Source organism: Aliirhizobium wenxiniae, assembly GCF_019511445.1.
Lineage (GTDB): Bacteria > Pseudomonadota > Alphaproteobacteria > Rhizobiales > Rhizobiaceae > Neorhizobium > Neorhizobium wenxiniae_A.
Genome location: NZ_JAEUAN010000006.1, coordinates 210,898 through 231,403, shown reverse-complemented (window position 1 = coordinate 231,403; position 20,506 = coordinate 210,898). Strand labels below are relative to the sequence as shown.

The window sequence follows — 20,506 nt, the reverse complement described above, 5'->3', positions numbered from 1 at the left end:
AATCGGGAACTTTTCATGCTGAACGATCCACGCTCGCACGGCCTCTGGGAGAGGACCGCGTCGCCTGCCCCTGTGACGACACCGTTGAAGGGAAACAACACCGCCGATGTCGTGATTGTCGGCGGTGGATATACCGGCCTGTCCGCAGCCCTGCATCTGGCAGAACGCGGTACCAATGTCGTACTTCTGGAGGCAGCCGAGATCGGTTTTGGCGGTGCCGGCCGCAATGTCGGCCTGATCAATGCCGGCATGTGGGTGATGCCGGACGATTTTCCCAAGGAAATCGGCGAACATTATGGGGAACGTGCGCTCGAGCTTCTGGGCAATGGCCCTTACCTCGTGCGCGAGCTGATCAAAAAATATAGCATAAGCTGCGAGCTTGAGACGAACGGCACGCTGCATTGCGCAGTCGGCGAAGAAGGCATGAAGGAGCTGGAAGAGCGCGCCCGCCAGTGGCAGAAACGCGGTGCACCGGTGACCGTCCTCGACGCCACTGAGACCGAGCGTCGGATCGGCACAAAGGCCTATGCCGGATCGCTGCTCGACATGCGCGCGGGCACGCTGCAGCCGCTTGCCTATGCCCGCGGACTGGCACATGCAGCCATCAAGGCTGGTGCAACGCTGCATACCGGCAGCCCGGTGATCTCGACCGGCGAGGCAGGCGGCAAACGGATCGTCAGCACAGCTGATGGCCAGGTTTCCGCCGATTGGGTGATCGTTGCAACGGATGCCTATTCGACAGGACCGTGGGCTGAAGTGCGACGCGAACAGGTTCACCTCCCCTATTTCAACCTTGCGACCAAACCGCTTTCCGCCAACTTGCGCCGCTCGATCCTGCCCAATTGCGAAGGATGCTGGGATACGAAGGAAGTGCTGTCCTCATTCCGCATGGATCAGGCCGGACGACTGGTTTTCGGTTCGGTCGGCGCATTGCGCGGCACCGGCACGGCGGTTCACAAAGCCTGGGCACGCCGGTCGCTGAAGCGACTGTTCCCGCAATTGGGAGACGTCGAATTCGAGGCCGAATGGTACGGCAAGATCGGCATGACCGACAATGCGCTGCCCCGCTTCCATCGGTTCGGTACCAATATCATCGGTTTTTCGGGATATAATGGCCGCGGCATTTCGCCGGGTTCGACATTCGGCAATGTCCTCGCCAACTACATTCTGGGCGATATCGCCGAAGCGGACCTGCCGCTGCCATTGACCGACGTGAAGGAAGCGAGCTTCCGCCCGATGAAGGAAGCCTATTACGAGGCAGGCGCGCAAATCGCGCATTTTGCCGCCGAACGGTTTTGAGGAACGGTTCTGAAACACCCCCTTGGTCGACGGATGTTGCGAAAACGCCGCCGACTTGTAGATTGCCCTCCAAGAAGAGATCCGGAGACCGATATGACGCTCGCCAAACTCGACCTCGCCGCCGAAGTGGACAAGATCTTTGCCGATCTCGGCGTTGCTTCCAATAAGTACAAGGGTGGCACGCTTGCCGTCCGTTCGCCGATTTCGGGCACCGAGATCGGCCGATTGCCGGAAGTGAGCGCCGCGGATGCGAAGAAGGCCATCGATGCAGCCCATGACGCCTTTCTCGAATGGCGTCTCGTGCCGGCGCCCAAGCGTGGCGAACTGATCCGCCTGCTCGGCGAGGAACTGCGCGCCGCCAAGGCGGCACTCGGCCGTCTCGTCTCGATCGAAGTCGGCAAGGTGACCTCTGAAGGTCTCGGCGAAGTGCAGGAAATGATCGATATCTGCGATTTTGCCGTCGGCCTTTCCCGCCAGCTTTATGGTCTGACGATCGCAACCGAGCGCTCCGAGCACCGGATGATGGAGACCTGGCATCCGCTCGGCGTCATCGGCATCATTTCCGCCTTCAATTTCCCGGTCGCCGTCTGGTCGTGGAACTCGGCGCTTGCCATCGTCTGCGGCAACTCCACCGTCTGGAAGCCCTCGGAGAAAACGCCGCTGACGGCGCTCGCCACCCAGGCGATCTTCGACAAGGCACTGGCCCGCTACATTGCCGATGGCGGCACTGCCCCGAAAAATCTCTCGACACTGCTGATCGGCGGTCGCGAGATCGGCGAAGCTCTTGTCGACCATGAAAAGGTGCCGCTTGTTTCCGCCACCGGCTCGACCCGCATGGGCCGCGAAGTCGGACCGAAGCTCGCTCAACGTTTCGCCCGCTCGATCCTCGAACTCGGCGGCAACAATGCTGCGATCGTCACCCCGACGGCCGATCTCGACCTGACCCTGCGCGGTGTCGCTTTCGCCGCCATGGGCACCGCCGGCCAGCGCTGCACCACGCTTCGCCGCCTCTTCGTGCATGACAGTGTTTATGACGCACTCGTTCCGCGTCTCGCCAAGGCCTATCAGTCGGTGACGATCGGCTCGCCGCTCACCGATGGCAATCTCGTTGGCCCGCTGATCGACCGCCAAGCTTTCGACAAGATGCAGGCGGCGCTTCAGGCCTCGAAGGCCGCCGGTGGCAAGGTGGTCGGTGGCGAACGCGTGCTGGATGCGGAAGCGTCTGATGCCTATTACGTCCGTCCTGCAATCGTCGAGATGCCAAACCAGACCGATACGGTGAAGGAAGAGACCTTCGCGCCGATCCTCTACGTGATGAAATATTCGACATTCGATGAAGCGCTGGCGCTGCATAACGACGTGCCGCAGGGCCTGTCCTCGTCGATCTTCACCAACGACATGCGTGAGGCGGAAACTTTCGTCTCTGCGCGTGGCTCGGATTGCGGCATTGCCAATGTTAATATCGGCCCCTCCGGTGCCGAGATCGGCGGCGCATTCGGCGGCGAAAAAGAGACCGGCGGCGGTCGCGAATCCGGCTCGGACGCCTGGAGGGCCTATATGCGCCGCGCCACCAACACGCTGAATTATGGACGCACCCTGCCGCTGGCACAGGGCGTCAAATTCGACATCGAATAACGAGAATATCGTGACGCTTCTCAACCTGCTCACCGATATAGAAGGCGTGGCCGTTGGCCATGCCACCGATCTCGTGCTTGGTTCGGGCGTCACGGCCATCATTTTCGACGAACCGGCGATTGCCTCGGGCTCGGTTCTGGGCGGCGCGCCGGGAGGGCGCGATACAGCGCTTCTTGACCCATCGATGACGGTTCAGGCCGTCGATGCCTTCGTGCTGTCAGGTGGCTCGGCATTTGGGCTGGATGCCGCCGGCGGCGTGCAGGCGGGATTGCGCCAGATCGGCCGTGGCCTTGAAGTCGGCACGACAAGAGTGCCGATCGTACCGCAGGCGATCCTGATGGATCTGCTGAACGGCGGCGATAAGGACTGGGGCCTGCATTCGCCCTATCGCGACATGGGTTATGAGGCCTTTCGAGCAGCAGGCAAAGGTGCATTTGAGCTCGGTACGGTGGGCGCCGGAACAGGGGCGACGACCGCTACCTTCAAGGGCGGGATCGGCTCGGCAAGCGCTGTGACATCATCGGGACACAGGGTCGCCGCCCTTCTCGCCGTCAACGCAATGGGTTCCGCAACTATTGCTGATGGTCCAAATTTCTGGGCTGCCCCGTTCGAGAGACATGGCGAATTCGGTACGCTCGGCTTCCCGCCGAACTTCACCGAAAATGACACGGCCATGCGCATCAAGGGCGTCAGGCTGACGGCGACGACAATCGGCGTGATCGTCACCGACGCCGTGCTGACAAAGGCGCAGGCGCATAGATTGTCTATCATGGCGCATGACGGCCTTGCTCGAGCCGTGCTTCCGGCTCATCTTCCCGGGGACGGCGACACGATCTTTTCCGCGGCCACCGGCAAGAAACCGCTCGGCCAGCTTTCCGACTTTGCCGAGCTTTGTCATTTGGCGACAACCGTTACCGCCCGTGCGGTAGCGCGTGGCGTCTATGAGGCGAGCGCTCTGCCGGTGCCGAATGCACAGGCGGCTTGGCGGGACAGGCATAAATAACCATTGGTTGCATCCATTGATATTGCAACTTAGTGAAATTTAATTCACTCTCTCCTCACTGACAAATAGCCGGGGACATGTCCCGGCTGCCGGATGGGGAACCCTATGAGCATTGCGGAAATCGGGAGTATCGATCTCGGTCAATTCGGGACAGCCCTGTCGGCAGTTGCCGCTTTGGGCACAGCATCCTTCGGGCTCGTTGATGCAACCAAGCCTTTCAACGGCGGCATCTCCAATGTCGGCTATCATTTCATCAGTTCGGCACTCGCACCATTTGAACCAGCCCTCAAGACGATCAATGCGGAACAGCCTTACGCTGTGGTGAAGGCAAATTGGCTGAACGGGATGGGAAAAACCGAACAGAAGGCGGCCGCAAGAAATCTGATAAGGCTCGGTTTCAACGCCCGGACTGCCGCAACGATTTCCGACCATGTGCTTCCGAACGACGGCCCTCTTCTCGCTGAAATCGCCCGGAAGATGGAAAGCGGCGAGACACCGGGTGAGACGGAACTGGCCGTTCTGGCCCGCTTCGATGCGATTATCGATGCACGGTTGGATGCCGCTTTCGAGCGAGCCGAGCAGAAATTTCGCAATACATCGCGGGTTGCCGCCGCAGCAATTGCAATCATTCTGGCTGAACTGGGGGCCGCAGTCGTCGCGACTGATTTCGGGCCGTCGCATTTTGCTCTGGCCTTCCTGATCGGTCTGGTCGCGGTTCCGGTCGCGCCGATTGCCAAGGATCTGTCCTCGGCAATTTCAACAGCAGCAGGGGCCTTCAAGGCCGTGAGGCGATAAGGCGCGCTATGACGTTGTTTCTCAATTTCCGGGTTTCCCCCGTCGGCGGTGCTATTGCGGCCACGCCGGCCATGCAGAAGAGCGATGCCAGCTTCGCCCTGTCTCCGGTGAGACAGGAGATATTCAGCCGGTTGACGGCTGATCGCGATATTCTGTTTGTCATTCACGGTTACAACAACAAGCAGAGCGACGGTGTGCATGCGCTTTCCCGGCTTGAATCTCTCCTCAACCTGCCGTCCTCCGCAGTTGTTATTGGTATTTTATGGCCCGGCGATTCCCATGCGGGCTTCATCAGCTACCCGGTGGAGAAGCCGACGGCGAACCTGACGGGGCAGAAGCTGGCCGCCTTCTGCAACCGCGAACTAACGCAGGCGGCCAGTTTTTCCTTCGCCAGTCACAGCCTTGGCGTCCGCGTGGCTCTGGAAACGATCAGACGGCTGGATCGTGAAACGCGATCCGCCTGCCTGATGGCGGCAGCCATAGAGCGAACCTGCCTTGAAAAGGAATATGCCGACGCGTTCGGGAAAACCGGGCATGTCTATGTACTGGCGTCGGAAAAGGACCTGGTGCTTCGTCTGGCTTTTCCGTTCGGCAATTTCTTTGGTCATGTTCTGGACCCGACCAGCAACCCGCTCTCCGGCGCCCTCGGCTTTCGTGGGCCGCCGAGGGCAATCGGCAATACCGTCCAGCCTTGGCAGATCGACGGGAAGCTTGACTACGAGCATGGCGAATACCTGCCGCCCTCGGGCGCCAAGCCGCCATTTCCGGATCCCAACCGCACCTGGATGCAGCCTGCCAATTTCATTCGCCGGGCCTTCAACCGTGAACGGCAGATCTGGCCTGCATAACCTGGCTAGTTTTTGGCGAAAGACACCAGCGCGTTTTCCAGACGCTCCCAGTCGTCATTGCCCGGCAAGCCGATCCTGAGATCGTCCTGACGTTCGTCGAAACGGCGGGTGATGATGCCGTGGCCGCCAAGATGCCGGTAAAGGGCTTGGGCGTTAGGATCACGAACGAGGCAGAACAGCGATGTGCATCCGAAAACCGTGACGCCGGCATGGCGCAACAAGGCATGAAGGCGCTCGGCATCATTCCTCAGCTTCTGCCGCATATCGGCCTGCCACGCGCGATCGGCCAGCGCCTCGGCCGCCACGAACAGTGCCGGGCCGGAAACTGCCCAGGGGCCGAGCTGAGTCTCGACCGTGCGGGCAATATCCGGGCGGGAAATCGCGAAGCCGAGCCTCAAGCCTGCCATACCATAGAACTTGCCGAAGGAGCGCAGGACGAGAAGCCCACCCAGATCCACCATGTCGGCCACGCTTTCGGCATCGGAAACATCGCCGAACGCTTCATCGACAATCAGAAGCCCGCCTTTTTCACGCATGATCGCGGCAAGCGAAAGCAGTTCGTCTCGCGCAACATTACGGCCGGTCGGGTTGTTGGGATTGACGATGACCGCGAGATCGGCCCTTCCGAGCTGATCGATATCATCGGTTTCCGTAACGTCGAAACCGGCCAGTTTTGCCGCGCGGGCATGTTCCGCATAGGTGGGCGACAGGATTGCCGCCTTGCGTCCGTCGATCAACGAGGCAACGATCGGCAAGAGGATCTGCGTGCCGGGACCTGCCGCGACATGGGCCGCGGAGGGCGCGTGATAGGCATTGGCTGCGATCAGCTTCAACTCATCGAGGGATACCGGTTCCGGCAGGCGTGCAAAAACATTGCCGGGGATCGGCGAATGCGGATAGGAATACGGGTTGATACCAGTCGAAAGATCGATCCATGGCTCAGGCGCATGAGGAAACAGCGCGCGCGCCCTGGCGAGATTGCCGCCATGCTGGATCGGATCGCCAACGACATCTTTATCCATCGGGTTTGCCACAGCAATGTTCCTTCTCGCATTTTTCGCGCTGATCGTGGAGCGCTTCACCGGCTACCCCGACTGGCTGTTCAAGCTGATCGGCCATCCCGTGACCTGGATTGGCCGGCTGATATCGCAACTCGACACCCGATGGAACCGCGAGACCGATGACTTTGCCACGCGCAAGCGCATGGGGATCCAGGCACTCGCCGTGCTGATGGCGGTCGTCATTCTGGTTTCTGCCGTGCTGCAGGATGTACTGCTTGCTATCCCTCTCGGCCCGATCCTGCTCATCCTCGTTGCCGCCAGCCTTCCGGCCCAGAAAAGCCTGGAGCGGCATGTGCGCGACGTCGCCTCCTCGCTCAAGCACCATGGCCTGCCGGCCGGACGCGCCGCGGTATCGCGGATTGTCGGGCGTGATGTGGAGCAACTGGACGAGGCTGCCGTCTGCCGCGCGGCGATCGAAAGCCTGGCCGAGAATTTTTCCGACGGCGTTGTGGCCCCGGCCTTCTGGATGGGCGTCGGCGGTCTGCCGGCCGGCGCCGCTTACAAGGCGGCCAATACCGCCGACAGCATGATCGGCCACCGTTCTGCGCGCCATGAAGCCTTCGGCTGGGCGGCGGCGCGCTTTGACGACGTCATCAACCTTCCCGCCTCTCGACTGACGGCTGCACTTTTCGTCGCCGCCGCATTTTTTGTCCGCGATGCGTCTCCTGGTAATGCGATCAGGGCGATCCACCGGGATGCCAAAAACCATCGTTCTCCCAATGCCGGCTGGCCGGAAGCGGCGATGGCGGGTGCGCTGGGTACCGCACTTGCCGGCCCACGCAGCTATGGCGGCCAGATGATCGAGGCAAGCTATATGGGCGAAGGCGGCAGGAGCGAACTGGTCTATGAAGACATCTATGACGCGCTGAAGATCGCCCGCATTGCAGACATGCTGCTGATCGGACTTTTCGGCGTTTTGGCGATCCTCATCTGGCAAGTCTGAGCAACCCGGTCAGATCGAGATGCCGCTCCATATGGACGGCAAGCCGGTCGAGAATGGCATCGACATTGGCCTCATAGTCGAGGCCGGAGGACGAACCACCGAGGCGGGAAAGCCAGGCGGAACGTTGCCGGTCATCGGAAAACAGCCCGTGGACATAGGTGCCGACAACCCGGCCATCCGCCGAGGATGCCCCCTCCGCATGGCCATCGATCGTCGAGAATGGCCACTCACAATCCGCACCGGATGTCCGGCCGATATGCATTTCATAGCCAGCGAAAGAAATCCCGTCAAAACTGACGCCTGAAACTGCTTCCAATCTTTTTGCGCCGGAAAGCACGGTTTCCACATCGAGCAGGCCGAGGCCATCGACCGAACCGGGTGGCCCTTCCGTGCCTTCCGGATCCGATACTTTCCGCCCAAGCATCTGATAACCGCCACAGAGACCGAGCACCCGTCCTCCACGACGATGATGGGCAGCGATATCGACATCAAAGCCGGCTTCGCGCAGTGCCGCAAGATCAGAGATCGTTGCCTTTGAGCCTACCAGGAGCACGAGATCGCAATCGCCGGGAATGGCCTGCCCGCGCCGAACACGGATCAGCTCCACATCCGGCTCGGCCTCCAGCGGATCGAGATCGTCGAAATTGGAAATATGCGGCAGGATCGGCACTGCAATCCTGATTTTTGCATCCGGCTTGCGGGCAAAAGACTGGTTGAGGCCCAACGCATCTTCCGCCGGCAAAAGCGCAGCATCAGCAAAATGCGGCAGAAGCCCGATCGACTGCCAGCCGGTGAACCGCCCGATCAACTCCATGCCATCGGCAAACAGCGCAGGGTCGCCACGGAACCGGTTGACGATGAAGCCGCGGATCATCGCCGCGTCATCGGCATCGATCACCAGCTTCGTGCCCGCAAGACTGGCAATCACCCCGCCACGATCGATATCGCCGATCAGGATCACCGGGACATCGGCTGCGCGGGAAAAACCCATATTGGCGATGTCGTTCCGGCGCAGATTGATTTCCGACGCGCTGCCCGCACCCTCGACCAGAACCAGATCCGCCTGTGATCTCAGGATTTCAAAACTTTCGAGAACGCGGGATAACAGCCTGGGCTTCAAAGTCTGGTATTCGGAAGCCTTGGCATTACCTTCGACACGGCCCTGCACCACGACCTGCGAGCCAACATCGCTCTGGGGTTTCAACAGCACCGGGTTCATATGCACGCTGAGGGCCACGCCGGCAGCCCGCGCCTGCAACGCCTGCGCCCGGCCGATCTCGCCGCCATCGGCGGTCACTGCCGCATTGTTCGACATGTTCTGCGGCTTGAACGGCATGACCTTCAATCCGCGAAGTGTGAAGGCGCGGGCAAGACCGGCCACGACCAGCGATTTGCCCACGTCCGAGCCCGTTCCCTGGAACATCAGTGAGCGAGCAGCCATGATTTAGAACTCGATGCCGGCCTGGGCTTTGACGCCCGCCTTGAAGTGATGCTTGACCAGCGACATCTCGGTGACGAGATCCGCCGCCTCGATCAGCGCCGGCTTGGCATTACGGCCGGTAACGACGACATGCAGATCCGGACGCCTGGCAGACAAGGCGGCGACGACCTTTTCCAGATCGAGATAATCGTAACGTAGAGCGATATTGAGTTCGTCGAGGATGACGAGGCCGATGGTTTCGTCAGCCATAAGCTCAAGCGCCTTCTCCCATGCCTTTTCGGCAGCCGCGATATCACGCTTCAGGTCCTGGGTTTCCCAGGTAAAACCTTCGCCCATCGTGTGCCAGACAACGCGGTCACCGAAGACTGCAAGTGCCGGCTGCTCGCCGGTCGACCATGCCCCCTTGATGAACTGCACGATGCCGACGCAGCGATTGTTGCCGAGCATCCTGAGCGCCAGCCCGAAGGCCGCCGTCGACTTGCCCTTGCCGGGGCCGGTATGGACGATGAGAAGACCCTTTTCCAGGGTCTTCTCGGCGACTTCCGCATCCTGAACCGCCTTACGGTTTGCCATCTTGCTGCGATGGCGTTCTTCGGCGGTCTGATCGATGTCCTTCACTATGCTGCAAGCTCCCGGTTTGATCCGATGGGCGCGGCCTCGCCGCTGCGAAACTTCTGTCGCAATACGCCAGCAAGCGCGCCGAGAACAGCCCAGAAAACGAGATTGGTCGCGTAGACTGCATTGACGAAGCGGGCATGCAGCTCGATCGGTACCGCTGTTTCATGGCTTTCCGGCAGCGGCGCGCCGACGAGATGCGGGGCGACGAGCAGGACGATAGCAAGCACAGCAAGCAGTGCCGAACGCGTATAGGCAAGCAGACCAAGACCTGCAGCGGTGCAGACGACGGTTGCAGTCCACCAGACCTGGCGAGGGCCGAGTTCGGCGGCTGGCATGCCCGGCAGTTCCGGCGGCAGGCCGAGACCGGGTGCGAGACTGACGGCGATGAAACCGGCAATGCCGAACATCAACCCGCCGCGCCATCCACCGAGACCGCCGAGCGCCTCGGCAACGGCAATGGCAACCAATGCGAAGCCGATTGCAGACAGAATGTTGGCGGCAGCGGTATAGAAAAAGCGCTCGAAGCCATCGGCCGGCGCCCAGGCTTCCTCGTCATGATGGTGATCGGCAGGTGCCGCCGTGCCTGCAGCCGGTGCCGCAGCATCATGGGAGTGGCTATGGCCGGCCTCTTCGCCGCCGGCATTTTCGAAAGTTTCCGCCGCAAGAATGAGCGGCACGGTGGAAAAGCTCTGCATCACGGTCATCAGCAGCCCGGACAACAGACCGGCGATCACCGCCGCAAGGACGATGTTACGAAACAGCGACATATGAAAATTCCTCGTCAGTGGCAGGGAAAGGCCAGCGAATGGCGCGTGTCATGGGCGGCGTTATGCACGACTTCCAGATGCGAGAAGCCGACAAAACCGACGATGAACAGGCCCAGAATGGCCGACATGCCGAGAGGAAGAATTTTGGATGCGGAGGTGCTCAGCGCACCGGCAGTGGAGCTAACCATGGAATTCGTCTTTCTGCCCTCCACCCGAGGGCTCTTTACAATGCCGAATGTCTTCTGGCAGGTCTCCTGGCTCGCGGATCTGGCGCCTTTACCCACCTTCCCAGATCGATCCTTCCTCGGATCTCTCCAGTGGCGTAACGGCCGGATGGCCGTATCGGGCAAAGGCTTTCCGCCTACAGTTGCGGGGGCAGCCGCGGATTTGACGTCTTCGTCGCACCGCATTCCCTTGGATAGCCCTCTCGGGCACCAAAGACGAAGATCACTATAGACATTTCGGTTGTATCGGCAATCACCCTTGCGACATTGACAGTTCCATGCCGGAACGCTTAGTTGAACGCAGAAACGGTCCCTTGTCGGCAACGGCGGGGGCTAAGAGAGAATGCGGTGCGGATGACGACATCCAATGCCGCGGCTGCCCCCGCAACTGTGTGCGGCGAGCCATTCTGCCAGAAACGCCACTGGAGACCATCCGGCCACGGATTTCTCTGGGAAGGCAGGCGGATGGCGACGACCCGCGAGCCAGGAGACCTGCCGTTCGAAAATTGTGCTTTTCCGGGCGGGGTGCTCCGGATGAAGTTTATCTTTCACAGCAGGATGGTTCGCCCGCCTGCCGCGCACCCCGATTGCAGAGTAACCGGTGGTTTGCGGCTTGATGACGAGTGACGAACGACAGAACAATCCCGACGTGACGACTGATGAAGTCGCCGGGGAATTCAACGTGACGATCTTCGTCTGCACCAATTGCCGCGAGGCGAGTAACAGCGAGGCACGCCCGGGCATCGGCCTGATCGAGGCTCTGCGCGTGGCAGCAGAAGGCAAGCCGCTCGCGGTCAAGCCCGTGACCTGCCTTGCCAATTGCGACAAGAGCCCGAGTGCCGCCTTCAACCACCGGTCCGGCTGGTCCTATGTCTTTGGTCACCTCTCGACCGACAATGTCGACGACATCGTCACCGGCGCAATGATGCTGGCCGAAGACGAGCGCGGTTTCCTTCCCCTTCGCGGCCGCCCGATGTGCCTTCGTGGAAAAGGCATGACGGCGCGCATTCCCCCCTTTCATCATCACGAGGACATTCCTTCATGAGCGTCAATTTCGATAAGGTCCCCTGCACCGTCGTCACCGGTTTTCTCGGCGCGGGCAAGACCACGCTGATCCGCAACCTGATCGAAAAGCTCGACGGCAAACGGCTGGCAATCATCGTCAACGAATTCGGCGATGTCGGCATCGATGGCGAAGTGCTGAAGGGTTGCGGTATCGAGAGCTGCCCGGACGACAACATCATCGAGCTGGCGAACGGCTGCATCTGCTGCACGGTGGCAGACGATTTCGTGCCGGCGATCGACCAGATTCTCGCCCGCGAACCACGTGTTGACCATATCCTGATCGAGACCTCCGGTCTGGCACTGCCGAAGCCGCTCGTGCAGGCCTTCCAGTGGCCGGCCGTCAAGGCGCGCGTAACCGTTGACGGCGTGATCGCCGTCGTTGACGGGGTGGCGCTCGCCGAAGGCCGTGTCGCCGACGATCACGTGGCGCTCGAAGCCCAGCGCCAGGCAGACGATTCCATCGACCATGATGATCCGGTCGAAGAAGTTTTCGAAGACCAGGTGGCCTGCGCAGACATGATCGTGCTGACCAAGACCGACCTCCTGGACCAGTCATCGCTTGCCGCCGCCAAGGGCCGCGTTCAGGCACATCTGCCGCGTGCGGTGAAGATCGTCCCGGCTGCAAACGGCGCGGTTGATCCCGGCGTGCTGATCGGCCTGGGCCTTGCCGTCGAGGACGATATCGAAAACCGCAAGACCCATCATGATGACGAACTGGACCACGATCACGACGATTTCGACAGCTTTGTCATCGATCTGGCTTCGATCACCGATCCTGAAGCACTTGCCGCTCGTATATCTGCAACAGCGGAAGCCGAAAACGTGCTGCGCATCAAGGGTTTTGTCGATGTCGCGAACAAGCCGATGCGGCTGCAGGTTCAGGCGGTAGGATCGCGCGTAAACCATTATTTCGACCGCGCCTGGGCACAAGGCGAAACCCGCCAGAGCCGCCTTGTCGTGATTGGCGAAAAGGGCATCGACCGCGCCGCGATCGAGAAGATGCTGGCGGCGTAACGGCCCCAAAAGCAGTCAGAGAAAAGGATGCATATACTCGCCACCACATCGTCGTCACTCGACGACCTGATCGAACCGGTCGACCTCAACCAGTCGCCAGCGGATGTGGTGGTGCTGTCCTTTTCCGGCAGCGATCTGAACGGGATCGCGGCGGCTTGGGGTTCAACTGAGGGCGGCGGCCTTGATACCCCTCTCTGGCCTACCGGCCATCTCCCCCTCAAGGGGGGAGATCAGCAGGACGCACCGACATCATCTAATTCTCAACATCTGAATGGGGCGAAACCTCGCCTCGAATCGATCTCCCCCCTTTTGGGGGAGATTCCCGGCAGGGCAGAGGGGAGTAACGCCTCCCACAATGACAACAGTCCATCCCTTACCCTCACCAACCTCTCCGACCTGCGCCACCCGATGTCCGTCGATCTGTGGCTGGAAAAGACTGCGGCGCATGCGAAGGTGATCCTCGTGCGCATTCTCGGCGGTTACGATCGCTGGACCTATGGCGTCGAGGAACTGTCGCGGCTGGCGAAGCGGAAGAAGATCGCGCTCGTCATGCTGCCCGGCGAATGCAGCATGCGCGACGAGCGGCTGGCTGCAGCTTCGACAGTCTCCGAAGAGACACTTGCCGGTATCCTCGCCTGCTTTCGCGAGGGCGGGCCGGACAATATGCGGCTGCTGGTGCAGCGGCTTGCAGCGCTTGCAAGCGGCGAATCAGATGTCATCTCACCCGCAATACCAATGCCGAAGGCCGGTTTTTATCGTCCCGGTGCAGGCATCGTCGATCTTGAAGCGCTGACGGCCGGATTTCCGCCGGATGCGCCACACCTGCCCATCCTGTTCTATCGGTCCACGCTGCTTGCCAATGATGCGGCACCGATCGATGCATTGTTCGAAGCGCTTTGTGCAAGGGGCTTTGCCCCCATCCCCATTTTCGTCAGCGGGCTGAAGGATGCCGAAGCGATTGCCTTCGTCGAGAAGGCGATTGCCAGACTCCGGTCGGCAGCAATCCTGACCACCACTGCCTTTGCCAGCGGCACGGACGACAGGAACGACACGATATTCGACCGCACGGGCATTCCGGTCTTCCAGATCGTCGTTGCGACCACGCGGCGCGAGGGGTGGATGGAAGGCCGACGTGGGCTCAACCCTGCCGATCTTGCCATGCATGTCGTGCTGCCGGAACTCGATGGCCGCATTCTGGCAGGCGTGATTTCCTTCAAGGACGGCAGCGGGTCGGCCGATCTCGCCAACCGCCCTGAACCCGATCGGGTCGATCAGGGGGCGGATCGGATCGCGGCCTTTCTGCGGATGAAGATGACAGCGTGCGCTGAGCGCAAGATCGTCATCCTGATGCCGGATTACCCGAGTGCTCCGGGCCGCACCGGTTACGCGGTCGGCCTGGACGTGCCGCAAAGCGTGCTTTCCATGCTGCGAGAATTTTCGCGCGCCGGTTATTCGATTGACGATATTCCGCTCACAGCACGGGAACTGCTTGATCGTCTCGATCAGAAGACCGGCTCCCTGTCACTTGACGACTATGCTGCCGCGCCCGGTGCTATTGAGGCCTGGGGCAACGCGCAGGACGACGAAGATCTCGACAATGGCGCATACCGGTTCCGCGCGGCACAGTTCGGCAATGTCACCGTGGCATTGGCACCGGATCGCGGGCGCAACGCCGATCGCCGCGCCGACTATCACAGCCCTGATCTGCCGCCGCGCCATGCGCTGATCGCTTTCGGTCAATGGATACGCCACAAACTCGCTGCCCATGTCATCGTCCATGTCGGCGCCCATGGCACGCTGGAGTGGCTGCCGGGCAAGACGGTGGCGCTGTCGAAAGAGTGTTTCCCGGAACTCCTGACCGGCGGCCTGCCGGTGATCTATCCGTTCATCGTCTCCAACCCGGGCGAAGCGGCAGTTGCCAAGCGACGCATCTCCGCCGTCACCATCGGCCACCTGCCGCCTGTCCTGACCGGGGCCGGCCTTTCGGATGATGAAAAAAAGCTGGAACTGCTGGTCGATGAATACGCGCAGGCCGATGGCCTCGATCGCCGCCGCCGCGACCGGCTGGCAAAGCTGATTGTCGATGCAGCCCGCGATACGACGATTGCCACCGATGCCGGTGTTTCCCGTGACGACGACCCGGATACCGCCTTGGCGCGGATCGACGCCTTTCTCTGCGATCTGAAAGACTTTGCCATCAAGGACGGCCAGCACGTGTTTGGCAAGGTGGCCGAAGGCGACGATGACCCATTGCGAATCGCCAGCGCCGAGACGGAAAGACAGGCCCTGCTGGATGCGCTGGACGGCAGACATATCCGGCCCGGCCCTTCCGGCGCACCGGCGCGCGGCCGCCGCGACGTGATGCCGACCGGGCGCAACCTTTATGCCAGCGACCCACGCACTCTGCCGACCCCGACCGCCTTCGAACTCGGCAAGCGTGCCGCCGACGAGATTTTGCGCCGTTATCTTCAGGACCATGGCGACTGGCCGAAAAGCCTCGTCTTCGATCTCTGGGGCAGCGCATCGCTTCGAAGCGGTGGCGAGGAAGTGGCGCAGGTGCTGGCGCTGATGGGCGCAAGACCGGTTCAGGACATGGCGACCGGCCGCGTCACCGGTATCGAGGTTTTGGCCCCGGCGCAGCTCGGCCGGCCGCGCGTCGATGTGACGCTCAGAATTTCCGGCCTGTTCCGTGACATGTTCCCGGCACTGATCGCCCTGCTCGATGCCGCGATGCGGGCAATTGCGGCGCGTGAGGAAGCACCGGGCGACAACCCGCTGGCCGAAGAGGCGCAGAAATTGGGCTCCATTCCGCCCCGCATTTTCGGCTCGGCGCCCGGCACCTACGGGTCCGGTATCGAGGAAAAGCTTGCCGATGGCTCTTGGGGCGAGCGGGAAGAACTCGGTCGCATCTATCTCGACGCCACCAGCCATGCCTTTGGCGGCGCAGACGGCGAGGCAAGCCACGTACCCGGTCAATTTGCCGGGCGGATCGGCAATGCCGACCTGCTCGTCCATACCGGCGACGATCCCGGCCGCGATCTTCTGGACGGATCGGCCGATGTCGCCTTTATCGGCGGTTTTTCGGCGGCTGTCGCAGCACTTGGCGGCAAGGCAGATGTGATCGCGCTCGATACGACCGATCCGGCAAAGCCGAAGGCACGCTCGATTTCGGAGGCCGTCACGCGGGTTGTTCGTGCCCGAGCCGTCAATCCACGCTTCATCGCCGGCCAGATGCGCCATGGACCGCGCGGTGCAGCCGAACTGGTCGAAACGGTCGATCGGTTGATCGGCTTTGCGGAAACCACCCATGCCATTCCGCAATCGCTGATCGACGCCACCTATGACGCCTATCTCGGCAATGAGGCCGTGCGGGAGTTTCTGATAGCGCAAAATCCCGAGGGCGCGCGCTATATGGGCGAACGCTTCCGGTCGGCACTTGATCGCGGCCTCTGGCATCCGCGCCGCAACGCCGTAGATGCAGAGCTTGAAATGCTGATGCCCCCGCGAAAAGGAGAAGTCGCATGACGGCGCTCCCGCTCACAATGCAAAGAGGCGCCTGCCCGGCACTTTCAGCCCCGATGATGACCGGTGACGGCCTGCTGGCGCGCATTTCGCTGGTCGAGGCGATCTCGCCAGCGCAGCTGGCGGATATCTGCCGGCTGGCGCTCAAGCATGGTAACGGCATGATCGACATTTCCGCTCGCGGCAATCTGCAGATACGCGGCTTAAGCAAGACATCTGCCCCACATCTAGATGCCGATGTGCGGGCCATGAACCTGCCGCTTCGCGAAGGCCTTGCCGTCGAAATTCCGCCGCTTGCCGGGATGGATGAGAGCGAAATTGCCGATCCGCGACCCCTGGCGGATGCTATTCGCGAAGCCTCACACGACATCACCGGACTGGCACCGAAGATGGCAGTCGTCGTCGATGGTGGAGGGGTTCTGCGGCACTCGGATCTGCTGGCGGATATTCGTCTTGTTGCGGTCGGAAAACACAACTGGAAACTGGTTCTCGGCAGCACCGAAGATAAAGGATTTGTTTTCAATGTTTTACGTGAAACACTCGTTGTCGACACGGTCATCGGCCTGCTGAAACAGCTGAAAGGCCTGGGAAACAAGGCACGCGGACGGGATCTGGCACGCGATCTTTCGGTGAGCGAGACGCAGCTTCACACGCCACCGTCATCCTCGGGCTTGTCCCGAAAATCTACCGGTGTCGTGACAATCGATCCGTCGCAGATGCTCGGGACAAGCCCGAGCATGACGACGAGAAATGCGGGCTCGCCTTTCGATCTGTTCGCGCTCTCAGACCATCTCCACGCGATCGGCATCGGCCCGGCCTTCGGTCAGGCAAGGGCGGAAGAACTCATCGCCGTTTGCGATGAAGCCACCCGCCTGGGTATAAAATCCGTAAAACCGGCGCTCGACCATTCGCTGCTTTTCTTCGGCAGCGAAAACGCCTGCCGGTCATTGCAGGATTTCGCCGGAGACAACGGCTTCGTCACTTCCTCCACCGACCCACGCGGCCATATTGCCGCCTGCTCCGGCAGTCCGGCTTGCAATTCGGCGACGATCGCCACCCATGAGATTGCAGCAAAAGCTGCCGCCGAATGCGGCGATCTGCTCGACGGCTCTTTCAGGCTGCACGTGACCGGCTGCCCCAAAGGCTGCGCCCATCCGCAACCGGCAGCGCTTGCGCTTTGCGGCACTGCGGATCGGGTTTCTCTGATTGCGCAGGGAAAAGCTGCCGATCAACCCTTTGCTTTCGCAAGCTTTGCCGATACCAACGCCACGCTTCGCCGCCTAGCCGATCTTGTCAGATCGGAAAGAAGGCCAAGCGAAAACTCAGCCGCATGCCTGGCCCGGATCGGTTCCGACCGGCTGGCAGCGGCAGCTACAGGACGACCATGACCCACTACGACTATATCCGCGTCGGCGATGCGATCTATGAAAAGTCATTCGCGATCATTCGCGCGGAGGCCGATCTTTCCGCCTTTACAGAGGAACAGGCCGATATCGCAGTGCGCATGATTCATGCCTGCGGGCTGGTGGAAGCGGCAGAGCATTTCCGCTTCTCGAATGATTTTGTCGAGGCGGCACGCGCTGCGTTGAAAGCCGGAAAACCGATTTATTGCGACGCCGAAATGGTGGCGCATGGCGTGACCCGTGCGAGATTGCCAGCGAAAAACCAGGTAATCTGCACCCTGCGCGACAGCCGCACCGTGGAACTTGCAAGAACAATCGGCAACACGCGCTCGGCAGCAGCACTTGACCTGTGGGACGAGCTGGAAGGAGCAGTCGTTGCAATCGGCAATGCACCGACGGCGCTGTTCCGTCTCCTGGAAATGCTGGATGCCGGAGCGCCGCGCCCGGCCGCAATCATCGGCATGCCGGTCGGTTTCGTCGGCGCGATGGAAAGCAAGGAAGCGCTGATGGAATCCGTTCACGACATTCCCTATGCAGTGGTGCGCGGCCGCATGGGTGGCTCGGCGATGACGGCGGCCGCCGTCAACGCGCTCGCGAGGGCCGGACTGTGAACGCTGCGATCATAAAGGGCAAGCTGACCGGCGTCGGAACCGGTCCGGGCGATCCGGAACTGATGACGCTGAAGGCGGTACGCGCTGTTCAAGAGGCTGATGTCGTCGCCTTCTTCTGCAAGAAGGGGTCTACCGGCAATGGCCGCGCCATCGTCGAGGCGCATATCCGCCCCGGCACGGTGGAACTGCCGCTCGTCTACCCGGTGACGATCGAGACCCATAAGGACGAGGCCGACTACAAAAACCCGATCAACGATTTCTTCGATCACTCAGCCGAAGAGATCGCCGCCTATCTCGACGCCGGCAAGAATGTTGCCGTGCTGAGCGAAGGCGATCCGTTGTTCTACGGCTCCTACATGCATCTGCATCTGCGGCTGAAGGATCGTTACCAGGCAGACGTGATTGCAGGCGTCACCGCCATGTCAGGCTGCTGGTCTATGACCGGCCTGCCGCTGGTGCAGGGTGACGATATTTTGAGCGTGTTGCCCGGCACGCTGTCGGAAGAAAAGCTCGCCGAACGGCTCGCAGTTACGGATGGCGCCGTAATTATGAAGGTTGGCCGTAACCTGCCGAAAATCCGCCGTGCACTGGCATCCGTCGGAAAGCTCTCGGGTGCGCTTTATGTCGAGCGCGGCACCATGGCGAATGGCGCGGCGGAACGGCTGGAGACACGCGACGAAAGCCCTGCGCCCTATTTCTCCATCGTGCTCGTTCCCGGCTGGACCAACCGGCCGCAGGGGGAAAAGACCGGAGCCAGCGAATGACCGGGTCGCTGACCGTTGTCGGCCTCGGCCCCGGCAATCCCGATCAGATGACGCCGGAGGCGTTGGCGGCAGTTACGGCATCGACCGACTTTTTCGGCTATTTTCCGTATATAGACCGCCTGAACCTCAGGCCTGACCAGCGCCGCCACGCCTCCGACAATCGCGAGGAACTGGCACGCGCCAGGGCGGCTCTGGAAATGGCGGCCAATGGCGGCAAGGTCTGCGTCGTCTCCGGTGGTGATCCCGGCGTATTCGCCATGGCAGCGGCGGTTTGCGAAGCAATCGATGACGGCCCGGCCGAGTGGCGCGAGATTGAGCTTTCCGTCGTGCCGGGCGTGACCGCCATGCTGGCGGTTGCGGCCAAGGCCGGTGCACCGCTCGGGCATGATTTCTGCGCCATTTCGCTGTCGAACAACCTGAAGCCATGGGCGATCATCGAGAAGCGGCTGGTTGCCGCGGCGACAGCCGGTTTCGTCATGGCTTTCTACAATCCGATCAGCAAGGCGCGCCCGCATCAGCTGGGCGAGGCTTTCGACATACTGCGCGCCCATTTGCCCGGCTCGGTCCCGGTGATTTTTGGCCGTGCAGCGGGACGACCTGACGAGGCGATCCGCATCGTGCCGCTCGAAGAAGCGCAGGGCGATATGGCCGACATGGCGACCTGCGTGATCGTCGGAACAGTCGAAACCCGGCTGATCGAGCGGGGCGGCCAAAACCCGATCGTTTATTCGCCGCGCTTTCTGCGGGAGAGCTTCCAGTGACGCACCATGCCGGCAAGCTCTTCTACGCTTCTGGCCGATGGCACATCCGGCAGTCGAGGGCGTTCGATCAGAATGACCTCGATGCCGAGCCGTCTGGCAGCGCTGATCTTGCCGACGCTCGAAACACCGCCGCTGTTCTTCGAGACGATGAGATCGATCGCATGCTGTTCAAGCAGCAGGATCTCGTCCGCTTCGGAAAAAGGGCCGCGCGCGGTGATATAGGACACGGTCGGCAGCTTCAGCGGCGGCTCGACAGGATCGACGCTGCGCACCAGATAGGAATGCTGCGGCATCACTTCAAAAGGCAGGAGCTCCTGCCGGCCGAGCGTCAGGAACACGCGGCGCGGGGCAATATTGAGCGCGGCAACGGCAGCGGCAATATCGGTGACCTCCTGCCAGCGATCGCCTTTCTGTCGCGACCACGCCGGCCGGCGAAGCGCCATGATATCCTTGCCCGCCAACGCTGCTGCTTCAGCGGCATTGCGGGAAATGTTCGCGGCAAACGGATGTGTCGCATCGATCAGCAGGTCGACACACTTTTCGCGCAGGAATGCTGCCAGTCCTTCGGCACCACCGAAACCGCCGACGCGCACGGGCACCGGCTGTTCGGCTGGCGTCTTGGTGCGACCGGCAAGCGACAGCAGGATATCGTAATCGGGGCTTGTCGAAAGCTGGGCGGCGAGCGCCTTGGCTTCCGCCGTACCGCCCAGAATGAGGATGGAGTAGGTCAAA

19 protein-coding genes and 2 riboswitches are annotated in these 20,506 nt (G+C 61.4%); of the genes, 13 read left to right on the top strand and 6 right to left on the bottom strand.

Annotation, left to right across the window (positions count from 1 at the left end; all coding sequences use genetic code 11):
• Nucleotides 1-15: 15 nt before the first annotated feature.
• From JNB91_RS10310 to JNB91_RS10290, 5 genes are all read left to right on the top strand, one after another.
• Nucleotides 16-1,299, top strand: coding sequence for an NAD(P)/FAD-dependent oxidoreductase (locus JNB91_RS10310; RefSeq protein ID WP_220325417.1), 1,284 nt, complete (start codon nt 16-18; stop codon nt 1,297-1,299).
• A gap of 93 nt (nt 1,300-1,392) precedes the next feature.
• A complete protein-coding gene (gene amaB, locus JNB91_RS10305; protein WP_220325416.1) occupies nt 1,393-2,934 on the top strand; it encodes an L-piperidine-6-carboxylate dehydrogenase in 1,542 nt (513 codons plus the stop codon).
• A 7-nt stretch (nt 2,935-2,941) separates the two neighbouring features.
• Complete coding sequence (locus tag JNB91_RS10300) at nt 2,942-3,937, top strand: P1 family peptidase (RefSeq protein WP_346269301.1); 996 nt, start codon at nt 2,942-2,944, stop codon at nt 3,935-3,937.
• 105 nt (nt 3,938-4,042) lie between these two features.
• Nucleotides 4,043-4,732, top strand: a complete 690-nt coding sequence (locus JNB91_RS10295; RefSeq protein ID WP_220325414.1) for a hypothetical protein — start codon at nt 4,043-4,045, stop codon at nt 4,730-4,732.
• Nucleotides 4,733-4,740: 8 nt separating this feature from the next.
• Entirely contained in the window at nt 4,741-5,580 is an 840-nt protein-coding gene (locus tag JNB91_RS10290) for an alpha/beta hydrolase (RefSeq protein WP_220325413.1), read from the top strand.
• A gap of 5 nt (nt 5,581-5,585) precedes the next feature.
• On the opposite strand, the gene cobD is transcribed toward JNB91_RS10290, so the two are convergent.
• Entirely contained in the window at nt 5,586-6,602 is a 1,017-nt protein-coding gene (gene cobD / locus JNB91_RS10285; RefSeq protein WP_220325412.1) for a threonine-phosphate decarboxylase CobD, read from the bottom strand.
• 16 nt (nt 6,603-6,618) lie between these two features.
• On the opposite strand from cobD, the gene cbiB reads away from it, so the two are divergent.
• Nucleotides 6,619-7,584 (top strand): adenosylcobinamide-phosphate synthase CbiB, encoded by a 966-nt coding sequence (gene cbiB, locus JNB91_RS10280; RefSeq protein WP_220325411.1) that lies wholly within the window; start codon nt 6,619-6,621, stop codon nt 7,582-7,584.
• Here the strand turns inward: cbiB and JNB91_RS10275 are convergent.
• Genes JNB91_RS10275 through JNB91_RS10260 form a run of 4 tightly spaced genes read right to left on the bottom strand, consistent with a single transcriptional unit; the run spans nt 7,568 to nt 10,598 of the window.
• On the bottom strand, nt 7,568-9,025 hold the full coding sequence (locus tag JNB91_RS10275; protein ID WP_220325410.1) for a cobyric acid synthase: 1,458 nt from the start codon (nt 9,023-9,025) through the stop codon (nt 7,568-7,570). The genes cbiB and JNB91_RS10275 overlap by 17 nt on opposite strands.
• Before the next feature lie 3 nt (nt 9,026-9,028).
• A complete protein-coding gene (gene cobO, locus JNB91_RS10270) occupies nt 9,029-9,643 on the bottom strand; it encodes a cob(I)yrinic acid a,c-diamide adenosyltransferase (protein ID WP_220325409.1) in 615 nt (204 codons plus the stop codon).
• A complete protein-coding gene (locus JNB91_RS10265) occupies nt 9,643-10,410 on the bottom strand; it encodes a CbtA family protein (RefSeq protein ID WP_220325408.1) in 768 nt (255 codons plus the stop codon). Before JNB91_RS10265 ends, cobO begins: the two co-directional genes overlap by 1 nt.
• A gap of 14 nt (nt 10,411-10,424) precedes the next feature.
• On the bottom strand, nt 10,425-10,598 hold the full coding sequence (locus JNB91_RS10260) for a CbtB domain-containing protein (protein ID WP_220325407.1): 174 nt from the start codon (nt 10,596-10,598) through the stop codon (nt 10,425-10,427).
• A gap of 39 nt (nt 10,599-10,637) precedes the next feature.
• A riboswitch (cobalamin riboswitch) is annotated at nt 10,638-10,864 on the bottom strand.
• 60 nt (nt 10,865-10,924) lie between these two features.
• Nucleotides 10,925-11,148, top strand: a riboswitch (cobalamin riboswitch).
• 102 nt (nt 11,149-11,250) lie between these two features.
• Here JNB91_RS10260 and JNB91_RS10255 point away from each other — a divergent pair.
• Genes JNB91_RS10255 through JNB91_RS10225 form a run of 7 tightly spaced genes read left to right on the top strand, consistent with a single transcriptional unit; the run spans nt 11,251 to nt 19,774 of the window.
• Nucleotides 11,251-11,679 carry a DUF1636 family protein gene (locus JNB91_RS10255; RefSeq protein WP_220325406.1) on the top strand — a complete coding sequence of 143 codons (429 nt, stop codon included), beginning with the start codon at nt 11,251-11,253 and terminating at the stop codon, nt 11,677-11,679.
• Nucleotides 11,676-12,713 (top strand): cobalamin biosynthesis protein CobW, encoded by a 1,038-nt coding sequence (gene cobW, locus JNB91_RS10250; RefSeq protein ID WP_220325405.1) that lies wholly within the window; start codon nt 11,676-11,678, stop codon nt 12,711-12,713. Before JNB91_RS10255 ends, cobW begins: the two co-directional genes overlap by 4 nt.
• A gap of 27 nt (nt 12,714-12,740) precedes the next feature.
• Nucleotides 12,741-16,238 carry a cobaltochelatase subunit CobN gene (gene cobN / locus JNB91_RS10245; protein ID WP_220325404.1) on the top strand — a complete coding sequence of 1,166 codons (3,498 nt, stop codon included), beginning with the start codon at nt 12,741-12,743 and terminating at the stop codon, nt 16,236-16,238.
• The gene (cobG, locus tag JNB91_RS10240) at nt 16,235-17,623 is read left to right on the top strand and encodes a precorrin-3B synthase (protein WP_220325403.1); all 1,389 of its coding nucleotides are present in this window, start codon (nt 16,235-16,237) and stop codon (nt 17,621-17,623) included. Before cobN ends, cobG begins: the two co-directional genes overlap by 4 nt.
• Nucleotides 17,620-18,249: a precorrin-8X methylmutase gene (locus tag JNB91_RS10235; protein WP_220325402.1), complete on the top strand. Its 630-nt coding sequence runs from the start codon at nt 17,620-17,622 to the stop codon at nt 18,247-18,249. The genes cobG and JNB91_RS10235 overlap by 4 nt, the downstream gene beginning before the upstream one ends.
• Complete coding sequence (locus tag JNB91_RS10230; RefSeq protein WP_220325401.1) at nt 18,246-19,013, top strand: precorrin-2 C(20)-methyltransferase; 768 nt, start codon at nt 18,246-18,248, stop codon at nt 19,011-19,013. The genes JNB91_RS10235 and JNB91_RS10230 overlap by 4 nt, the downstream gene beginning before the upstream one ends.
• Nucleotides 19,010-19,774, top strand: coding sequence for a precorrin-3B C(17)-methyltransferase (locus JNB91_RS10225; RefSeq protein WP_220325400.1), 765 nt, complete (start codon nt 19,010-19,012; stop codon nt 19,772-19,774). Before JNB91_RS10230 ends, JNB91_RS10225 begins: the two co-directional genes overlap by 4 nt.
• Here the strand turns inward: JNB91_RS10225 and JNB91_RS10220 are convergent.
• Nucleotides 19,738-20,505 (bottom strand): cobalt-precorrin-6A reductase, encoded by a 768-nt coding sequence (locus tag JNB91_RS10220; protein ID WP_223218126.1) that lies wholly within the window; start codon nt 20,503-20,505, stop codon nt 19,738-19,740. The two genes, JNB91_RS10225 and JNB91_RS10220, sit on opposite strands and share 37 nt — an antisense overlap.
• Nucleotide 20,506 lies beyond the last annotated feature (1 nt).

Excerpts from the sequence above, each read along its gene's own strand:
- cobG (WP_220325403.1), top strand. The coding sequence starts at position 16,235 with ATGACGGCGCTCCCGCTCACAATGCAAAGAGGCGCCTGCCCGGCACTT.
- JNB91_RS10260 (WP_220325407.1), bottom strand. The coding sequence starts at position 10,598 with ATGGTTAGCTCCACTGCCGGTGCGCTGAGCACCTCCGCATCCAAAATT.
- JNB91_RS10235 (WP_220325402.1), top strand. The coding sequence starts at position 17,620 with ATGACCCACTACGACTATATCCGCGTCGGCGATGCGATCTATGAAAAG.
- JNB91_RS10295 (WP_220325414.1), top strand. The coding sequence starts at position 4,043 with ATGAGCATTGCGGAAATCGGGAGTATCGATCTCGGTCAATTCGGGACA.
- cobW (WP_220325405.1), top strand. The coding sequence starts at position 11,676 with ATGAGCGTCAATTTCGATAAGGTCCCCTGCACCGTCGTCACCGGTTTT.
- JNB91_RS10275 (WP_220325410.1), bottom strand. The coding sequence starts at position 9,025 with ATGGCTGCTCGCTCACTGATGTTCCAGGGAACGGGCTCGGACGTGGGC.
- JNB91_RS10265 (WP_220325408.1), bottom strand. The coding sequence starts at position 10,410 with ATGTCGCTGTTTCGTAACATCGTCCTTGCGGCGGTGATCGCCGGTCTG.
- JNB91_RS10255 (WP_220325406.1), top strand. The coding sequence starts at position 11,251 with ATGACGAGTGACGAACGACAGAACAATCCCGACGTGACGACTGATGAA.
- cobD (WP_220325412.1), bottom strand. The coding sequence starts at position 6,602 with ATGGATAAAGATGTCGTTGGCGATCCGATCCAGCATGGCGGCAATCTC.
- amaB (WP_220325416.1), top strand. The coding sequence starts at position 1,393 with ATGACGCTCGCCAAACTCGACCTCGCCGCCGAAGTGGACAAGATCTTT.
- JNB91_RS10290 (WP_220325413.1), top strand. The coding sequence starts at position 4,741 with ATGACGTTGTTTCTCAATTTCCGGGTTTCCCCCGTCGGCGGTGCTATT.
- JNB91_RS10310 (WP_220325417.1), top strand. The coding sequence starts at position 16 with ATGCTGAACGATCCACGCTCGCACGGCCTCTGGGAGAGGACCGCGTCG.
- cbiB (WP_220325411.1), top strand. The coding sequence starts at position 6,619 with ATGTTCCTTCTCGCATTTTTCGCGCTGATCGTGGAGCGCTTCACCGGC.
- JNB91_RS10225 (WP_220325400.1), top strand. The coding sequence starts at position 19,010 with ATGACCGGGTCGCTGACCGTTGTCGGCCTCGGCCCCGGCAATCCCGAT.
- cobN (WP_220325404.1), top strand. The coding sequence starts at position 12,741 with ATGCATATACTCGCCACCACATCGTCGTCACTCGACGACCTGATCGAA.